A 16,857-nucleotide genomic window follows, 5' to 3' on the forward strand; every position below is an offset into this window, starting at 1 on the left:
CGGAAAAGTATTACCTTTGCCCAAATTAAAACACAACATCACAATAATAGCACAATGTACAAAAGCTTAATTCGCCCTATTCTTTTTAAATTTGATCCAGAGAGTGTTCATCATTTTACCTTCCGTAGTTTGAAGTTTTTAAATAAAATACCAGGTGTTTCTGGTTTAATTAGAGCCAATTGTCAACTAAACGATCCAAGGTTAGAAACAGAGGTTTTTGGATTAAAGTTTAAAAATCCTGTAGGACTGGCAGCTGGGTTGGATAAAGACGCAAAGCTTTATGGTGAATTAGAGAACTTTGGTTTTGGCTTTATAGAAATAGGTACTCTAACTCCAAGAGCACAAGAGGGTAATCCCAAAAAAAGATTATTTCGTTTAAAGCAAGACGCTGGATTGATTAACCGTATGGGTTTTAACAACCAAGGAGTTAAACAGGCCGTTGAGCACTTAAAGAAAAACAAAGGAACTTTAATTGGTGGAAACATAGGCAAGAATAAAACAACTCCTAATGATCAAGCCATTGAAGATTATAAAGCATGTTTTGAAGCTCTTTTTAATTACGTGGATTATTTTGTGGTAAATGTAAGTAGTCCTAATACTCCGAATCTACGTGAATTACAAGACAAAGAACCTTTAAAGGCTTTGCTTAATACTTTACAAAACGATAATAATAAAAAGAGTAAACCAAAGCCAATTTTGTTGAAAATTGCCCCGGATTTAACCGATGACCAATTATTAGATATTATAGAAATTGTTCAGGAAACAAAAATCGCGGGTGTTATCGCAACCAATACCACAATAAGTAGAGATTCTTTGATTAGTCCCCAACAAAACCAAGTTGGTGGGTTAAGTGGGAAACCGTTAACCCATAGAAGTACCCAGGTAATTCGATTCTTGTCTGAGAAAAGTAATAAAAGTTTCCCAATTATTGGAGTAGGGGGGATACACTCAGCTCAGGATGCTTTAGATAAATTAGAAGCAGGGGCTAGTTTAATACAACTTTATACTGGTTTTATTTACCAAGGACCAGAGTTAATCAAACAAATCAACAAAAGCATTTTAGCTCAAAGAAAATAGATAATGCCTTATGAAGTGTTATATGGGTTTTTCTTTACAAGTGTATTGTTAACTCTTAGCCCAGGGCCAGATGTGTTATATGTTATATCGCAAAGCGTTACCCATGGAACAAGATCTGGTTTGGCTATTATTTTTGGACTCCTTACTGGTTTAGTAGTGCATTTGAGTCTCTTTGCTTTTGGGGTTTCAAGTTTGATCATAAATTCTGAATTAGCCTTTGGAGGTATAAAAATTTTTGGAGGGAGTTATTTACTCTGGCTTGCTTATCAGATTTTCAAGCAACCTGTTGAAATAAGTCCCATTGCTATATCAAATAGCTCCAAAGAGAAAGCTAGTTTTTTAGGATTTATGCAAAAAGGATTTTGGATGAATGTTTTAAATCCTAAGGTTATGATGTTTTTTTTGGCATTGTTCCCTAGTTTTTTATCCATTAATAGTTCTTGGTCAATAAAAGATCAAGTGCTAGTTTTAGGAGTGATATTTATCCTACAAGCCTTTGTGATATTCTTTGTGATTTGTAATGTGGCAGGTTATTTTTCAAAGTTTATCCTACAAAGTGTTTTATTTAATAAAATAATTAAATGGCTACAAGTTGTAATTTTTAGTTTACTAGGAGTTTTTTTGTGGTATAGTCTTTTTTAAATAAAGACAGAAAAAATCGACTTTTTACTATTTGAAAGGTCGATTTTTTTTATTGAATTGATTCTCAGGGCTCAAATCACCTGCTTTAGAAAAAAAAATAGTCTCAAATAGTGTTTCTTTGTTTTTGATTATTGTCAGTATTTCCTTTATATTTGAAATTATGCAAGTAGATGTAAAAATTATAGAATGTCCTCGCGATGCAATGCAAGGCATTAAGATGTTCATACCGACACAAAAGAAAATACAGTATATTCAGTCTTTGCTAAGAGTTGGATTTGATACAATTGATTTTGGTAGTTTTGTATCTCCTAAGGCCATTGCACAAATGAAAGATACCCCAGAGGTTCTTCAAGGGCTGGATCTGAGTCAAACCAAAAGCAAACTACTTGCAATTATTGCCAATACAAGAGGAGCCCAACAAGCCGCTATGTATGAGCAGATACAATATTTAGGATTTCCGTTTTCTATCTCTGAGAATTTTCAAATGCGAAATACCCATAAAACTATTGCCGAATCTTTAGTAACCCTTCAAGAGATTTTGGATATTGCTAGTAAACACAACAAACAAGTGGTGGCTTATCTTTCTATGGGCTTTGGTAACCCTTACGGAGATCCTTGGAGTGTGGAAATAGTAGGTAAGTGGACCCAGGTGCTGTGCCAGATGGGAGTAAACATCATTTCGCTTTCCGATACCGTGGGCTCATCAACTCCACAGGTTATAGATTATTTATTCTCTAGTTTAATTCCAGCTTACCCTAATGTAGAATTCGGAGCTCATCTTCACACCACAAAAGATTCGTGGTTTGAGAAAGTAGACGCAGCATTTAAATCCGGATGTAGACGTTTTGACGGGGCTATAATGGGCTTTGGAGGATGTCCAATGGCTAAGGATGACCTAACAGGTAATATGCCAACGGAGAAGCTGTTGAGTTATTTTACTGCAAATAAGGTAACTACCAATTTAAGTGCAATGTCTTTTGAGAGTTCTTATAATGAAGCGTTAAAAATATTTAATTTTTACCACTAGATTTTTTTACTTGAGTAAAAAAAGCTAAATTTGCGTGCAATTCAACTACAATTGCACATGAAAGCACACACAGCTAAAATCATCGGTCAAGGTCTTACCTACGATGACGTTCTATTAGTTCCTAACTATTCAGAAGTACTACCACGCGAGGTAAGTTTAAAAACTCAATTTTCAAGAAATATTACATTAAACGTTCCAGTTGTTTCTGCAGCTATGGATACGGTTACAGAAAGTGATATGGCTATTGCTATGGCTCGTGAGGGTGGAATAGGAGTTATTCACAAAAACATGACCACTTTAGAGCAAGCCAAAGAAGTGAGAAAGGTTAAAAGAGCCGAATCAGGTATGATCATCGATCCGGTAACCTTACCACTAACAGCCACTGTTGGAGATGCTAAACAAGCAATGGCAGAATTTAGTATAGGAGGTATTCCGATTGTGGATGACAATGGAATCTTACAAGGGATTATTACCAATAGAGATATGCGTTTTGAAAAAGATTTTTCAAGACCAATTACCCAAGTTATGACTAAAGAGAACTTAGTTACCGCCAAAGAGGGAACTACTTTAGCTCAAGCAGAGGAAATTCTTCAACAAAACAAGATTGAGAAACTACCGGTGGTTAATCCACAAAATAAACTAGTTGGTTTAATTACCTTTAGAGATATCACTAAACTTACTTTAAAACCAAACGCGAATAAAGATAAATATGGTCGTTTACGTGTTGCTGCTGCTTTAGGGGTAACTAGTGATGCTGTTGAAAGAGCTACTGCTTTAGTAAACGCAGGAGTAGATGCTTTAATTATTGATACAGCTCACGGGCATTCTCAAGGGGTTATCGGAGTTTTAAAACAAGTAAAGGCTGCATTTCCTGATATTGATGTGGTAGTTGGTAATATCGCCACGCCAGAGGCCGCTTTATTTCTTGTTGAAAATGGAGCCGATGCTGTAAAAGTTGGAATAGGTCCGGGCTCAATTTGTACAACTAGAGTTGTAGCGGGTGTTGGTTTTCCACAATTCTCAGCAGTTATGGAAGTTGCAGCGGCCTTAAAAGGTACTGGTGTTCCGGTAATTGCAGATGGAGGGTTACGTTACACTGGTGATATACCTAAAGCCATTGGTGCAGGAGCGGATTGTGTTATGCTTGGTTCTATGCTAGCTGGTACAAAAGAGTCTCCAGGGGAAACAATTATTTTTGAAGGAAGAAAGTTTAAAGCTTATCGTGGTATGGGATCTGTTGCGGCTATGAAGCAAGGTTCAAAAGATAGATACTTCCAAGATGTAGAGGATGATGTGAAAAAATTAGTACCTGAGGGAATCGAAGGACGAGTAGCCTATAAAGGAGAGTTACACGAGAGTATGCTACAGTTTATAGGAGGTTTACGCGCCGGTATGGGCTACTGCGGGGCTAAAGATATTCCAACACTTCAACAAGTGGCAAGATTTGTACAATTAACTGCTTCGGGTATTGGAGAAAGCCATCCTCACAATATTACAATTACAAAGTCAGCGCCGAACTATTCTAGATAGGTTTTGATTTTTTGGTTATAAAAAAAGCGATAATATGGATGTCTTTTAAAGGCATTAATATTATCGCTTTTTTATTTACTGCTTATTAAATACTAGCTTATATTGAATATGTTATTTTGATACTCAAAATCTAGTTTAATTCGCTTTTATTGTTAACCAGGGTTCTAATCTTAATCTTAAGTCCAACTAATAATAAACTCATAATAGGACTTATTAGATTAAAAAAAGCATAAGGTAAGTAGGCTAGGGTTTCTACCCCTAGAACCCCCGCGTGATAAGCTCCACAAGTGGTCCATGGAATAAGCACAGAGGTAACCGTACCACCATCCTCTAAAGTTCGACTTAAATTCTCTGGTGCTAGATTTCTTTTTTGATACTCTTTGGCAAACATTTTACCCGGAATAACAATAGATAAATACTGTTCGGATGCCGTTAAATTCACTACTATACAACTAGCTATAGTACTTGCAAATAAAGAAAAAACACTTTTGGCAATGTGTAAAAGAGCTTGTGTTATTTTCTTTAGTGCCCCGATGGCTTCCATGGCTCCTCCAAAAAACATGGCACATAGAATTAACCAAACCGTATTTAACATGCTTTTCATACCCCCGGCTGCAAATAAACTATTTAGGCTTTCCATGGGTGATATAATTTGTATATCTGTGGTAATGGCATTCATAATTCCTTTATATCCCGATAGGATTGTCAAGGAATCACTTCCTGCTACCATTGCTACTATCTTGCCTTGAAAAATTAGGGCAAAACAAGCTCCAAGTAAAGTGCCAAGTAATAGCGCCATTATGGGCTTAACTTTTAATAAAATACAAGCAACCACCACAACAGGTACTAAAAATAGCCAAGGAGTAATATAAAAGGTAGACTCAATGGCTTGCAGGGTCTGACTCATATCTAAGGTTGATACAGTATTACTAGTGAAACTTATCCCAATAAAAGCCAATAAAGTTACAATATAAGTGGGTACCGTGGTGTACATCATATATCGTATGTGGGTAAAAAGATCTGTACCAGCTAAAGCTGCAGCTAAGTTAGTGGTATCTGATAAAGGGGATAGTTTGTCGCCAAAATAGGCTCCCGATATGATGGCCCCCGCACTTATCGCTGGATTTATTCCCATGGTGTTTCCAATGCCTATTAAGGCTATACCTACTGTCGCTGAGGTAGTCCAAGAGCTCCCTGTGGCTAAAGAAATAATAGAGCAGATTATCACACAACAAGGCAGAAAAATATCGGGATTTAATAACTGTAGGCCATAGTAAATCATTGTGGGAATAACTCCACTTAGTAACCAAGTCCCCGAGAGACTTCCCACTAAAAGTAAAATAAATATGGCCCTAGCGGTGTCTTTTACATTTTTGGTGATTTTATTTATTATCTTTTCATACGAAACCTTGTTATATAACCCAACTAATATAGCTACCAGTCCGGCAAGTAGTAATATGAATTGGTTGCTTCCAGCCAAGGATTCAGCCTTGTAGATAAAGACGTTAAAGCCCAGTAGTGCAATTAAAAAAAGCATCGGGATCAGTGCTTGAAGTAAGGTTATTTTTTTTTGTGGTTTTGTTGGCATGTTTTAAAAAAATGAAAATATAATAACCATAGAAAGTTACATATAATTATTGTGTTTGAGTAACAAGAAAAGTATTAGTTAAAAAATATAGCCGTTTCTCTTTAGAAACGGCTATATTTTAATTACCAATATTTTATTTTTCTGGGTCTCTTGGTGGCCCTATAGTAGCATATTCAATAGAAACGTCGGTTAATTTATCATCTATAATCATTCTTGTGGCTATAGTTATATAATTACCAGAGATTTTAGTAATAATTCTTACTTGAGACAATCCACTAAGAGTTATTTGATCATAACTATAAGTTCCAAAGTAAATTTTTGGTTCTTCTTGATTTGCTGGATATTGGATTAACTCTACGGTATTGTTATCATCTGTGTAGATTTCAAGAATTTCATTTTTGCTAAATTCTTTTAACTCTTTATAAGGTTTTTTGATGAATTTAGTACCTTCTTTATAGCTAATCTCTTTGGCTTCCCATCTACCAAGGAACGAATTAATTTCAGGACTTTGATCTAAATCCGAGCTACAACTTGTTGTTAATATTAAACACAAGAACATGAAGCTTAATGTGGCTAGTTTTTTCATTTTGTTTTAAAAGGTTAATTGGGGAGCAATATAAAAAAAACAAAGCGAAAAATGGCTTAAAAAACCAGGAGAAATTTTATTTTAACATACCTTGGATTGTGGCCTAGATAAAAAAAATCTTCTACCTTAAAAAGATAGAAGATTTCTTTATATCGCAATGGATAAAAAAACTAAAGTAAAGATAGTTTATTTTTCACTAGCTCTAATTTGAGTAACCTCCACAGGTGCTTTGGTGTTAAAGAAAAACATATCGTATACTAAAGTGAATTCGAATTCATTACTTTTTGATATTTTTCTTTTTTCTATACCAGAATTAAAAACAAGGTAATTGTCTTCAAGTTTACCAACAAAAGGACCTTTTACCTCACCTTTTCCTGTGTATTGTTTTAAGATAATTTCGTTGTTTGAAACAATTTCAAAAGTCTCTTTTGTAAAGAACTCCTCACCAAACATATCGGTCATTTGTGAATATTTGTATGTACCTGAATGAATATTCGGAATATTATAGGTCAACATATCTGTTTCCCATAAACCTGGATAAAGTTGCACAGGTGTTTCAGTACGAATAACCTCGTCATCACTACTTGAACAACTCCATATTGTTAAACAAAGTGTTATGGCAAAGGCCATGGCTAAGAATTTTTTCATGATTATTGTATGTATTTATAATTAATTTAAAAACCTTTTACGCTGTTATTGTAGATTTCATCTTTTTGTTTTGGAGTTAAATCTTTTGCATACTCAAACAAAGCAGCCTCCCAATCTCCATATCCCGGATTTGGAAATACGATAAACTTTTTACCAAATAACTCTTGATTTGTTTTAACTTGTTCTAAACGCTCTGCTTGTGTTTTTTTATCAAAAACAGTTGCGAAATCCGATAGATTATCCCCTAGAAGTAAAACAATTTCGTGTGTTTGACTCAATGCTTGTCTACGAGCGTCTTTACTTGACTCTTGGTCTCTAACAATAACGTGCTGTTGGTCAGCAAAAGGGAAATTATACTTTACTAAATTTTCAATTGTAGCTGCCTTATCTTCGGTCTTACGATTGGTAATGTAGTATACTTCAACTCCTTTAGATTCGGCATATTTAAAAAACTCCAAGCTTCCAAGAACTGGTTTAGCATCTGCCTTAGCAGTCCATTTATTCCAAGATTCTTGTGAAAAAGATTTCCCTTGTCTTGCCATTTGTACTGCATAGGGGGAGTTATCTAAGAAAGTTTCATCAATATCAGTTACAATTGCAAGTGGTTTTTCGTGAGCTTGTTGTAGGATATTATCCAGCTGTAGGGTAGCAATATTAAAGGCTTGCGCACATAAAGCCTGGTATTCAGCTGCATTTTGTTGAAAAACCGCCGCATATAGCTTTCCATTTATTTCAATGTTGTTTAACTCTTGATTGCTTGAATTAGCCTGCGTTTTAGGTACCGAAGAGCACGAGGCCAAGGCTGCAAAGGCAAATGTTGCAATAAGCACGGATCTTTTTAGCATAATTGTTTGGGTGTTTGTAATTTGCTGCAAAAGTACGTATTTAAATCTAAAAATTTTGTTAGGGTTTAAATAACAACAAGAATCTACATGTTGAATTTATTGTAGATTCTTGTTTGTATACTTTATAGGCTTTATAGTTCTATTTTATTTCTGCTGCTTTTTCATCAAATAAATCTTCCACCGACCAGTATCTTTCTCCTGTGTCGTAATTAAAAGTTAATACGGTAGATCCTTTAGGTATAAATTCTAGATGTTTGGCAATCGCTGCAAGTGACCCACCGGTGGATATTCCAGCAAGTATTCCTTCTTTACTAGCAATGTCATTTGTGTATTGGTAAGCCTCTTGTTTGCCAATGGTAATAATTCCATCTAAAATATCGGTATTAATTACCTTGGGAATAAAACCAGCACCGATTCCTTGTATAGGGTGCGGGCCTGGTTTACCACCACTTAATACAGGGGAGTTCTCTGGTTCAACTCCATAAACTTTTAAATTAGGAAATTTTTGTTTTAACACCTCTGCTACCCCAGTAATATGACCTCCTGTACCGATTCCGGTGATTAAATAGTCTATTCCTTGTGGAAAATCTTGAATTATTTCCTGGGCTGTGGTTTGACGGTGAATTTGTGGATTAGCAAGGTTATTAAATTGTTGCGGAACCCATGCATTGTCCATCTCCTGGGCTAGTTCACTTGCTTTGGAAACAGAACCAGCGGTTCCAAGCTCTTTGGGTGTTAAGACAAATTTAGCTCCGTAAGCAGCCATTAATTTTCTTCTTTCCATACTCATGGATTCAGGCATAACAAGAATTAACTTATAACCCAACACAGCACAAGCCATAGCTAGACCAACTCCTGTATTACCAGAGGTTGGTTCAATAATGGTGGTTTGTTTATTGATTAAACCTTTTTCTTGGGCATCTAAAAGCATTGCCAAGGCGATTCGGTCCTTTAAACTACCTCCAGGATTTTGCTTCTCTAATTTAATCCAAACCTCTATGTCCTTTGGAAAAAGGTTATTGATCTTAACATGTGGCGTATTACCAATTGCCTGTAGAATATTGTCTAATTTCATAAGCTTAGATTTTAAGTGAAATAAAAAGTAATAAATTTATATTACAAAATTAATTGGTTTATGATCTAGTTCTTGGTCTTTTGAATAACTCTTGCTTTTACTGTAAATAATCGAATGGGGTTCAACGCTTTTTGTAAGCCAAACATTTCCTCCGATAATCGTATCATGCCCAATAACAGTGTCACCTCCTAAAATGGTAGCACCAGAGTATATAATTACGTTGTCTTGTATAAAGGGATGTCTTGTGGTATTTGCCCTGTCCTTTGACACTGAGATTGCCCCTAGGGTTACACCTTGGTATATCTTTACATTATTGCCAATAATGCAAGTTTCTCCTATTACAATGCCAGTTCCGTGATCAATGCAAAAATTACTTCCTATTTTTGCCGATGGATGAATATCGATGCCCGTTTTACTATGGGCATATTCTGTCCATATTCTAGGTAATAGCCCTACTTTTTGTTGTTGTAACTGATGGGCGAACCTGTAGATTGCAATGGCATAAAATCCGGGATAAGCTATATAAACCTCTTGTAGGGTAGTGGCCGCGGGATCGTTTTGTAAGATAGCCTTTGCATCACTTTGTAAAACAAAATAAATATCGGGTAAGGCCTTAAAAAACTCTTGTGCTATTTTATTGGATTTTTCACCATCGTGATTGATATTGAATACAATGGATGTTAATTCATTTTTTAAACACTCAATCCTTATATTTAATGCCTGTTCGGAGAGGTATTTTTTGTCTTCAAGTTGGAAGAGAAAGTGAAAAAGACTATCGGTGTATTTTTCAATTCGTTTTTTATCTAAGAAAGATTCTGAACTTTCATTTTGATGTAAAAGCTCTTTTATAAACTGTGTATGCATAGACATAAAATGACGCATTTATGGGTAAGTTTCCTTAAAAAAAATAAAATTATTTAAATTTGATAATTACTTTTAAGGTTCATTTTTTACTTGATAGGTAAAAGTAATAAAATAAGATCTTAAACGCATTTTTTTAACGAAATATAACAAATACGGTAATTAATATAACCTACAGAGCTGTTGTAATTGTTTGATTTATAATATATTAAATTTTCGGTATCTATTTTGGATAACAATTGTTAAAAAGTAAATAACACAAACAAATTCCGTTGTAAATAGCTTACATTTGTTAGTGAATTACGAAGGCGAAGTGATTCAACAAAGCATTTATGGAATATTGTTATGTTCGAAAAATAGATTTTATTTTAAATTTCTAATGAGTTGGCTACTTACAAGGAAATTTGGTTTTGTTGTTTTGTTGTTCTATTTTTAAGAATCATAAAATAAGTTAATTACATATTATGCTGTGATAAGGTCATCCCTAAAAGGATGACCTTTCATTTTATAAATCTTTGTATATTATATATAACTGTTTGCTGGGTCAAATATTGTACATTATTTCTATTTTTTTTTTAACCTATCCAAAGGGTCTTTAAGTTTTGACGATAAGCATCCATAATGTCATTTTTCTCTACATATCCCGCATATTTATTATCCTGCTCAACTAAAATAAATAGTAAATGATTTTGATCAAAAGTATCTACAAATGTTTTGGCCGAATCGTTGTAGGTTAGTACCGTAGCAGGACTTATTATACTTGAAAGGGGTGTTTTTTCTAAATCGGCAGAATTAAATAGTAAAGTTCTTGATTTAGCTAAAGATATAACTCCAACCACTTTTTGTTCACTATCCACCAATGGAATAAATACTTGACTGGTGGTTGAAAAGATTTCAACTACTTGTTGTATACTGGCTTGATCGCTTAAAACACGGTAATCATTTTTTAGATACGAAATAGGATTAATAGTATTTAAAATATTAGCATCTTTATCGGTGGTAAAAACCATTCCAGTTGGAACAACTTCTTTGAGATCCATCGAATAGTTTTCCAATTTTTTAGAAATAGCATAACTAATTGCCACAACAATAAGCATAGGAGGGAGTAAGGCATAACTACTTGTAACCTCGACAATCAGAAAAATAGCCGTTAAAGGGGAGTGGAAAAGGGCGGTGATAACCCCGGCCATACCAACCACAGCGAAACCTTGAACAGGAACATTAGACAAGCCAATTAAAGTAAGTAGTTTTCCAAAGGCAAATCCCATATAAGAACCCACAAATAACGCTGGTCCGAAATCTCCACCATTTCCCCCACTACCTAAGGTAAGACCAACAGCAAAAGTTTTTATAAAACCAGCAGCTATTACAAAGACTAATAATACCCAGGAGTTCGAGGATAAGTGCTCTAAAATAGTTTTATGTAATATTTGTTGGGGGCTATCGCTAATTAACATGCGCACACTACCATAACCCTCACCAAATAGGGAGGGGAATACAAGAATTAAAAGACCCAAAATGCCTCCTCCAATAATGGCCTTTTTATAAGGGTGATTTACATAGCTATTTAATTTTCTCATGGTAAAACGAAACATTCTAGCATGATAAACACTAAAAAAGCCAATGGCTACACCCAATAATATATATATGGGGATTTGATTGGCATTGAATTCAAATTGTTGTTTAACAAATAAAAGAAGGCCTTCATCTTTGATGGAGTTTGCAACTAAATTGCCCGTTACACTAGCTATCATAATAGGAATAAAGGAAGAGATAGACACCTCTAGGAGAATAATCTCAACAGCATAGAAAATACCTCCAATAGGCGCGTTATACATGGCGGAAATTCCTGCCGCTACTCCACTGGCCAACAATATGATACGGTCTTTGTAGGGTAAAAGGTAATTCTGGGCATAATTTGAACCAAAAGCAGCGCCAGTTATAGCCGTGGGAGATTCCAAACCAAGAGAACCTCCAAAGCCAACGGTTAACGAACTAGTTAGTATTTGAGCATACATTTGTTTTTTAGGAATAATACCAGCTTTTTTAGCAATAGAGATCATAATTTCTGTGGTACCTTTTTCTAAAGTACCATTAAAGAACTTTTTGATAACAAATACCGTTAGAATAATTCCCACAATAGGCAAGAGACTAAAACTAAAAGGAATACTTGATATACCTTGTACATGCGTGGCAAATTTTAAAATACTCTCTGCAAAAGTTTTCAAAATTACTACCGCAACCCCAGAGGATGCCCCAACGATTATACAAGATATATATAAATATTGTCGTTCTGTGGTTATGGATTTTATAAAAAATAAAATACCTTCTAAATACCTAAAAAGTAGTTTAATAAAATTTAAAAAATGGGAGAAAATATTCTTCATAGCTTTAGCAAAACAAATCTAAAGCCTAATTTAAGTTAAAATTTGTTTAAAGACATAAAAAAATCTACTTCTTGTTGTAATTCTTTGAAAAAAGCAAAAAATTGACTCTCTAACTCTTGATGATGTTCTATAAGTTGGTTTGTGGCCTGACTCATTTTTGATATCCCTTTGGTTCTGGTATCCATCTGTTTTAAAATATAACTTAAACCTTGTATGGTTTTGTATTTAACCAGCCAATTCTCTTGAATCATAATAGGTAAAAAGTTTTGTACCTTTTTAGGTAAGAGCTCAAAATTGTTTTGTAATAAATTATAAAAACTCTGGGCATAGCTCTGTAGAGCAACATTGCAAAACTTATCCCAATGAAGAGCCAAAAAATAATCGTAATACATATCCACAATAACACCCGAGTAGTGTCCATAGACAGGAACTATGTGCTTTTTACTTGATCTCCATATAGGATGAGAATCTGTAAAAGTATCAATATGACGGTGTAAAATAATACCTTTTTGTATTTGTGGTGGATAATCCAAGTAGCGCTTTCCAACAACTGAATCGGCAATGAAATTACCAATCTTTAAATGGTCTATTTCTTTTGAAAGATATATATGTGCTAAGAAATTCATTTGTTATTTCCTAAGGTTGATTCAAAATTGTGATTTGTCAAATATAAAGCTTTGTACGTTGGGATTTGTGTTATATTTGTAGTAATACAAAAAAAAAATACATATGACATTAATTAAATCCATTTCTGGTATCCGAGGAACAATAGGAGGCAAAGTGGCAGAGAACTTAACCCCTGTTGATGCAGTAAAGTTTGCTTCTGCATATGGAAGTTTTTTAAAGAATAATTCATCCAAGAAAAAATTGACTGTTGTAATTGGAAGAGATGCACGTATCTCTGGTGAGATGATTCACAATCTGGTTATGTATACTTTAGTGGGTCTTGGAATCGATGTAATAGATCTAGGACTATCAACCACGCCTACAGTTGAAGTAGCTGTTGCTTTAGAGAAAGCCGATGGTGGAATTATATTAACGGCTTCTCATAATCCAAAACAATGGAATGCCTTGAAGCTTTTAAACGAAAAAGGAGAGTTTTTAGATGCTGAACAAGGAGCTAAAATCATTGAAATTGCAGATAAAGATACCTTTGATTTTGCACAAGTAGATGATTTGGGTAAAATCAAAGTAATAGATAATTACATGGATTTGCATATCCAAGAGGTTTTAAAGTTGAAACTTGTAGATGTTCAAGCCATCAAACAAAGAAAGTTTAAAGTTGTTGTAGATGGAGTAAATTCAAGTGGTGGAATTGTGATTCCACGTCTTTTAGAAGCTTTAGGTGTAGAGGTTGTAAAACTTTATTGTGAGCCAAATGGGGAGTTCCCACATAACCCAGAGCCATTAAAAGAGCATTTAGAAGATATTTGTAAGCTGGTTGTAGAGAAAAAGGCAGATTTGGGAATTGTTGTTGACCCTGATGTGGATCGTTTAGCTTTTATTACCGAACAAGGTGAGATGTTTGGAGAGGAGTATACCTTGGTTGCTGTTGCTGACTATGTTTTGGGACAAACCCCTGGAAATACCGTGTCTAATTTATCTTCCTCAAGAGCTTTACGCGATGTAACTTTAAGTAAAAACGCAAAATATAGTGCTGCAGCCGTAGGTGAGGTAAATGTGGTTAGTTTAATGAAACAAACCAATGCTATTATAGGCGGAGAAGGAAACGGAGGTATTATTTATCCAGAGAGTCATTATGGAAGAGACGCTCTGGTTGGGGTTGCTTTATTTTTAACTCATCTAGCCAAGCAAACCAAAAGTGTTAGTGAGTTAAGAGCTTCTTATCCACAATACTTTATGAGTAAAAATAAAATCGAGCTAACCCCGAAGTTAAATGTAGATATGATCTTGGAACAAATAGCGGAGAATTATTCCAATCAAGAAATTTCAACCATTGATGGGGTGAAAATTGATTTTCCAGAAAGTTGGGTACATTTAAGAAAGTCAAACACAGAGCCTATTATTCGTATTTATACCGAGGCGCATACCCAAAAGCAAGCTGACGATTTAGCCACTCGTATGATTGAAGAATTACGTGTTATAGCAGGAATTTAATACAAGAAAGATAAGCTGGTTTACAGCCAAATAAAATGCCCCAAATAATTTTTAAATTATTTGGGGCATTTTTATAAATTATAAATTTTTAGGTTTATTACCTTGATGTTTCCACCTTTTGTGGGTCCAAAAATAGTATTGAGGTGCTTGGCGAATTTGTTTTTCAACTTGATCTAAAAAACGTCTAGATAATTCATAATTAGGAATTTTACTAACATCTTCCGATTCTTGGCTCAGGGGAATAAAAGTACACTGGTAATGTCCTCTTTTTACATATTGCACTTGAAGATATAAAGGTACCATGTCAAATTTTTTACACAATGCTTCTCCTCCGGTAAAGATAGGGACTTCAATACCCATGAACTCTTGCCAGCAATTTGATTTACTGATCATTGGCGATTGGTCGCTAATAAAGGCATAAAAACCTTTATCACCAGCCACTTCGTTGGTTCTAATGGCCCGAATGGTTTGCTTCATTTCAATTAACTTGGTTCCGAATCTTGAACGGATCTTAGCAATCATTTTATCAAAATAAGGATTGTTTATTTTTTTATAAACAGCATAACCTTGATATTTAATTTCCTTAGTGAATATAATAAGCCATTCCCAGTTTGCGTAATGGGCACAGAACAAAGTAATGCTTTTTCCTTGATTTTGAGCATTGGTAACTAATTCTGGATTAGTAAATACGAACCTTTTTTCTAATTCTTCTGCGGAGATGGTCATGGTTTTAATCATCTCCAAAAAGATGTCACATAAATGACGATAGAATTGCTTCTCTATTTGCTTTACCTGACTATCACTAAGCTCAGGCATGGTAATTCGAATATTATTGCGTACTGTTTTTCTTCTGTATCTAATTATATAGTAAGTAAGAACAAAAAACACATCCGAAATAAAATAAAAAATAGTAAAAGGTAGCTTAGAAATAAGCCATAAAAAGGGATATGCAAGAATATATGCTAAAAATTTCATACTAAAAATTGGGTGTTTGCCACAAAGATACTTCAAGGGATTTGTTTTTAATAATATTTAGGATTAATACTTAAAAACAATGTCTATTTTTACATCAAAAAAAAATGGGAGATATTTCTTTTTTAGTCTTACTTATAATGGGACTTACCGCCCTTGTAACTTATAAAGGATTAAATGATACAAGGTTTTTTAATAAATATTGTTTTGATCTACAAGCAGTTAGAAAGGGGCAATATTACCGAATCTTAACCTCTGGTTTTCTGCATGTAGATTGGATGCATTTTATTTTCAATATGCTTACCTTTTATTTCTTTGCCGAGGTGGTGTTATACCAAGTGGGTAATCTTTATTTTGTATTGATTTACTTGGCAAGTATAATTTTAGGAAACCTTATAACCTATCAAATCTATTACAATAAGTCTTCTTATTATGCTGTGGGAGCCTCCGGTGGGGTTATGGGGGTTTTATACTCTTCCATTATTATGTTTCCTGATATGACATTAGGTTTGTTTTTTATAATACCTATACCTAGTTATTTATTTGCTATTTTGTATATGGGATACTCGGTTTATGGTATGAAATCAAATAGGGATCTTATCGGACATTCGGCTCATATTGGTGGAGCCCTTGCAGGTTTAATACTAACCCTTGTACATTTTCCATTTCTTTTTGGGAATCGTGTTTGGTTAATTGCACTACTTGTTTTACCTATTTTAGTATTGGTTTACTTTTATAAAAAAGGTAAAATATAACAAGAGGGTGTTGGTTTTTCTTGTTAAAACTTTTTGATTTTATAGGTTATTATGCGACAAAAAGTAGTAACTTTAAAATAAAAGATATGCAGTACTACATTTTTAGTTATGCTGTAAAGTCAGCGGCTATACAAAAAGTTTTTAATTCTAAGGACCAATCTGTGTTTGACAAAGTGGTTAATAGTGATGTTTTTCAGAAACTATCTATTTATAGTGACAAAGCAAACACAACAACTTACCTGCAGGCTTTAAAGGATATTATATGGGGGAATAGTTATGATTCAGCAAGTAATTTGGCTTACGGATATGCACTTATTGGTATTTTAGACACCTACGCCATAGAGCTTCCTTTTACGCGACCAATTCCACTGGGCTTACAGACGGATTATATTAATCAAGTTTTACGTGAACATATTGATATGGTTGATTTTGAAATGGAAAAGATTCTTCTTCAAGCATCACATCGATTTGAAATTCCTAAAATGACCGATTTTCCAATTATTTCTTGTTTAGATGCCTCTAGTTTAAAAATCTTAGATTTATTATTTCAAGACATATCTATTAGTCCACAGGTAATTAAAGAGCTACAAGATAGTATTGATGATCAAAAAGGGGATGCCTATCAAGATATTATGGGCCTAAAGCAAAATATAGCCTTTTGTGTTGAAAAAGACTTAGAAATGGTATTGGTTTGTTATTAGTTTTATGATTAAAGGCATATCTGTTTTGGATAATCAGTGATACAT

The 16,857-nt window shown here is 34.3% G+C and carries 16 protein-coding genes; 7 read left to right on the forward strand and 9 right to left on the reverse strand.

Going from position 1 to position 16,857, the window contains the following annotated elements; translation table 11 throughout:
- Positions 1 to 54 precede the first annotated feature (54 nt).
- The 4 genes from ACYSNV_RS09400 to guaB all read left to right on the forward strand — a co-directional run bounded on the left by ACYSNV_RS09400 (position 55) and on the right by guaB (position 4,276).
- Positions 55 to 1,077, forward strand: a complete 1,023-nt coding sequence (locus tag ACYSNV_RS09400; protein ID WP_461762319.1) for a quinone-dependent dihydroorotate dehydrogenase — start codon at positions 55 to 57, stop codon at positions 1,075 to 1,077.
- A gap of 3 nt (positions 1,078 to 1,080) precedes the next feature.
- Positions 1,081 to 1,719, forward strand: coding sequence for a LysE family translocator (locus ACYSNV_RS09405; RefSeq protein ID WP_461762320.1), 639 nt, complete (start codon positions 1,081 to 1,083; stop codon positions 1,717 to 1,719).
- 160 nt (positions 1,720 to 1,879) lie between these two features.
- Positions 1,880 to 2,746, forward strand: a complete 867-nt coding sequence (locus tag ACYSNV_RS09410; protein ID WP_461762321.1) for a hydroxymethylglutaryl-CoA lyase — start codon at positions 1,880 to 1,882, stop codon at positions 2,744 to 2,746.
- 57 nt (positions 2,747 to 2,803) lie between these two features.
- Positions 2,804 to 4,276: an IMP dehydrogenase gene (gene guaB / locus ACYSNV_RS09415; RefSeq protein WP_461762322.1), complete on the forward strand. Its 1,473-nt coding sequence runs from the start codon at positions 2,804 to 2,806 to the stop codon at positions 4,274 to 4,276.
- A gap of 130 nt (positions 4,277 to 4,406) precedes the next feature.
- Here the strand turns inward: guaB and nhaC are convergent, their stop codons facing one another.
- From nhaC to ACYSNV_RS09455, 8 genes are all read right to left on the reverse strand, one after another.
- Complete coding sequence (gene nhaC, locus ACYSNV_RS09420; RefSeq protein WP_461762323.1) at positions 4,407 to 5,864, reverse strand: Na+/H+ antiporter NhaC; 1,458 nt, start codon at positions 5,862 to 5,864, stop codon at positions 4,407 to 4,409.
- A 133-nt stretch (positions 5,865 to 5,997) separates the two neighbouring features.
- A complete protein-coding gene (locus ACYSNV_RS09425) occupies positions 5,998 to 6,450 on the reverse strand; it encodes a hypothetical protein (RefSeq protein WP_461762324.1) in 453 nt (150 codons plus the stop codon).
- A gap of 186 nt (positions 6,451 to 6,636) precedes the next feature.
- Positions 6,637 to 7,098, reverse strand: coding sequence for a hypothetical protein (locus ACYSNV_RS09430; protein WP_461762325.1), 462 nt, complete (start codon positions 7,096 to 7,098; stop codon positions 6,637 to 6,639).
- Between the two features lie 26 nt (positions 7,099 to 7,124).
- Positions 7,125 to 7,943, reverse strand: coding sequence for a 5'-nucleotidase, lipoprotein e(P4) family (locus ACYSNV_RS09435; protein WP_461762326.1), 819 nt, complete (start codon positions 7,941 to 7,943; stop codon positions 7,125 to 7,127).
- A gap of 139 nt (positions 7,944 to 8,082) precedes the next feature.
- Positions 8,083 to 9,018 carry a cysteine synthase A gene (gene cysK, locus ACYSNV_RS09440; RefSeq protein WP_461762327.1) on the reverse strand — a complete coding sequence of 312 codons (936 nt, stop codon included), beginning with the start codon at positions 9,016 to 9,018 and terminating at the stop codon, positions 8,083 to 8,085.
- A gap of 36 nt (positions 9,019 to 9,054) precedes the next feature.
- Positions 9,055 to 9,882, reverse strand: a complete 828-nt coding sequence (locus ACYSNV_RS09445) for a serine O-acetyltransferase (protein ID WP_461762412.1) — start codon at positions 9,880 to 9,882, stop codon at positions 9,055 to 9,057.
- Between the two features lie 572 nt (positions 9,883 to 10,454).
- Positions 10,455 to 12,266: a chloride channel protein gene (locus ACYSNV_RS09450; RefSeq protein ID WP_461762328.1), complete on the reverse strand. Its 1,812-nt coding sequence runs from the start codon at positions 12,264 to 12,266 to the stop codon at positions 10,455 to 10,457.
- A gap of 35 nt (positions 12,267 to 12,301) precedes the next feature.
- Positions 12,302 to 12,892, reverse strand: a complete 591-nt coding sequence (locus tag ACYSNV_RS09455) for an acyl carrier protein phosphodiesterase (RefSeq protein ID WP_461762329.1) — start codon at positions 12,890 to 12,892, stop codon at positions 12,302 to 12,304.
- A 103-nt stretch (positions 12,893 to 12,995) separates the two neighbouring features.
- Here ACYSNV_RS09455 and glmM point away from each other — a divergent pair, with 103 nt between their 5' ends.
- Positions 12,996 to 14,384: a phosphoglucosamine mutase gene (gene glmM, locus ACYSNV_RS09460; protein WP_461762330.1), complete on the forward strand. Its 1,389-nt coding sequence runs from the start codon at positions 12,996 to 12,998 to the stop codon at positions 14,382 to 14,384.
- A 78-nt stretch (positions 14,385 to 14,462) separates the two neighbouring features.
- Here glmM and ACYSNV_RS09465 read toward each other — a convergent pair whose 3' ends face one another.
- Entirely contained in the window at positions 14,463 to 15,359 is an 897-nt protein-coding gene (locus tag ACYSNV_RS09465; protein WP_461762331.1) for a lysophospholipid acyltransferase family protein, read from the reverse strand.
- Positions 15,360 to 15,463: 104 nt separating this feature from the next.
- On the opposite strand from ACYSNV_RS09465, the gene ACYSNV_RS09470 reads away from it, so the two are divergent.
- Together ACYSNV_RS09470 and ACYSNV_RS09475 are read left to right on the forward strand one after the other, a co-directional pair.
- A complete protein-coding gene (locus ACYSNV_RS09470) occupies positions 15,464 to 16,111 on the forward strand; it encodes a rhomboid family intramembrane serine protease (protein WP_461762332.1) in 648 nt (215 codons plus the stop codon).
- An 86-nt stretch (positions 16,112 to 16,197) separates the two neighbouring features.
- Positions 16,198 to 16,812 (forward strand): DUF7691 family protein, encoded by a 615-nt coding sequence (locus ACYSNV_RS09475; RefSeq protein ID WP_461762333.1) that lies wholly within the window; start codon positions 16,198 to 16,200, stop codon positions 16,810 to 16,812.
- The last annotated feature ends 45 nt before the right edge of the window (positions 16,813 to 16,857 follow it).

The organism is Myroides sp. LJL119 (assembly GCF_054871605.1).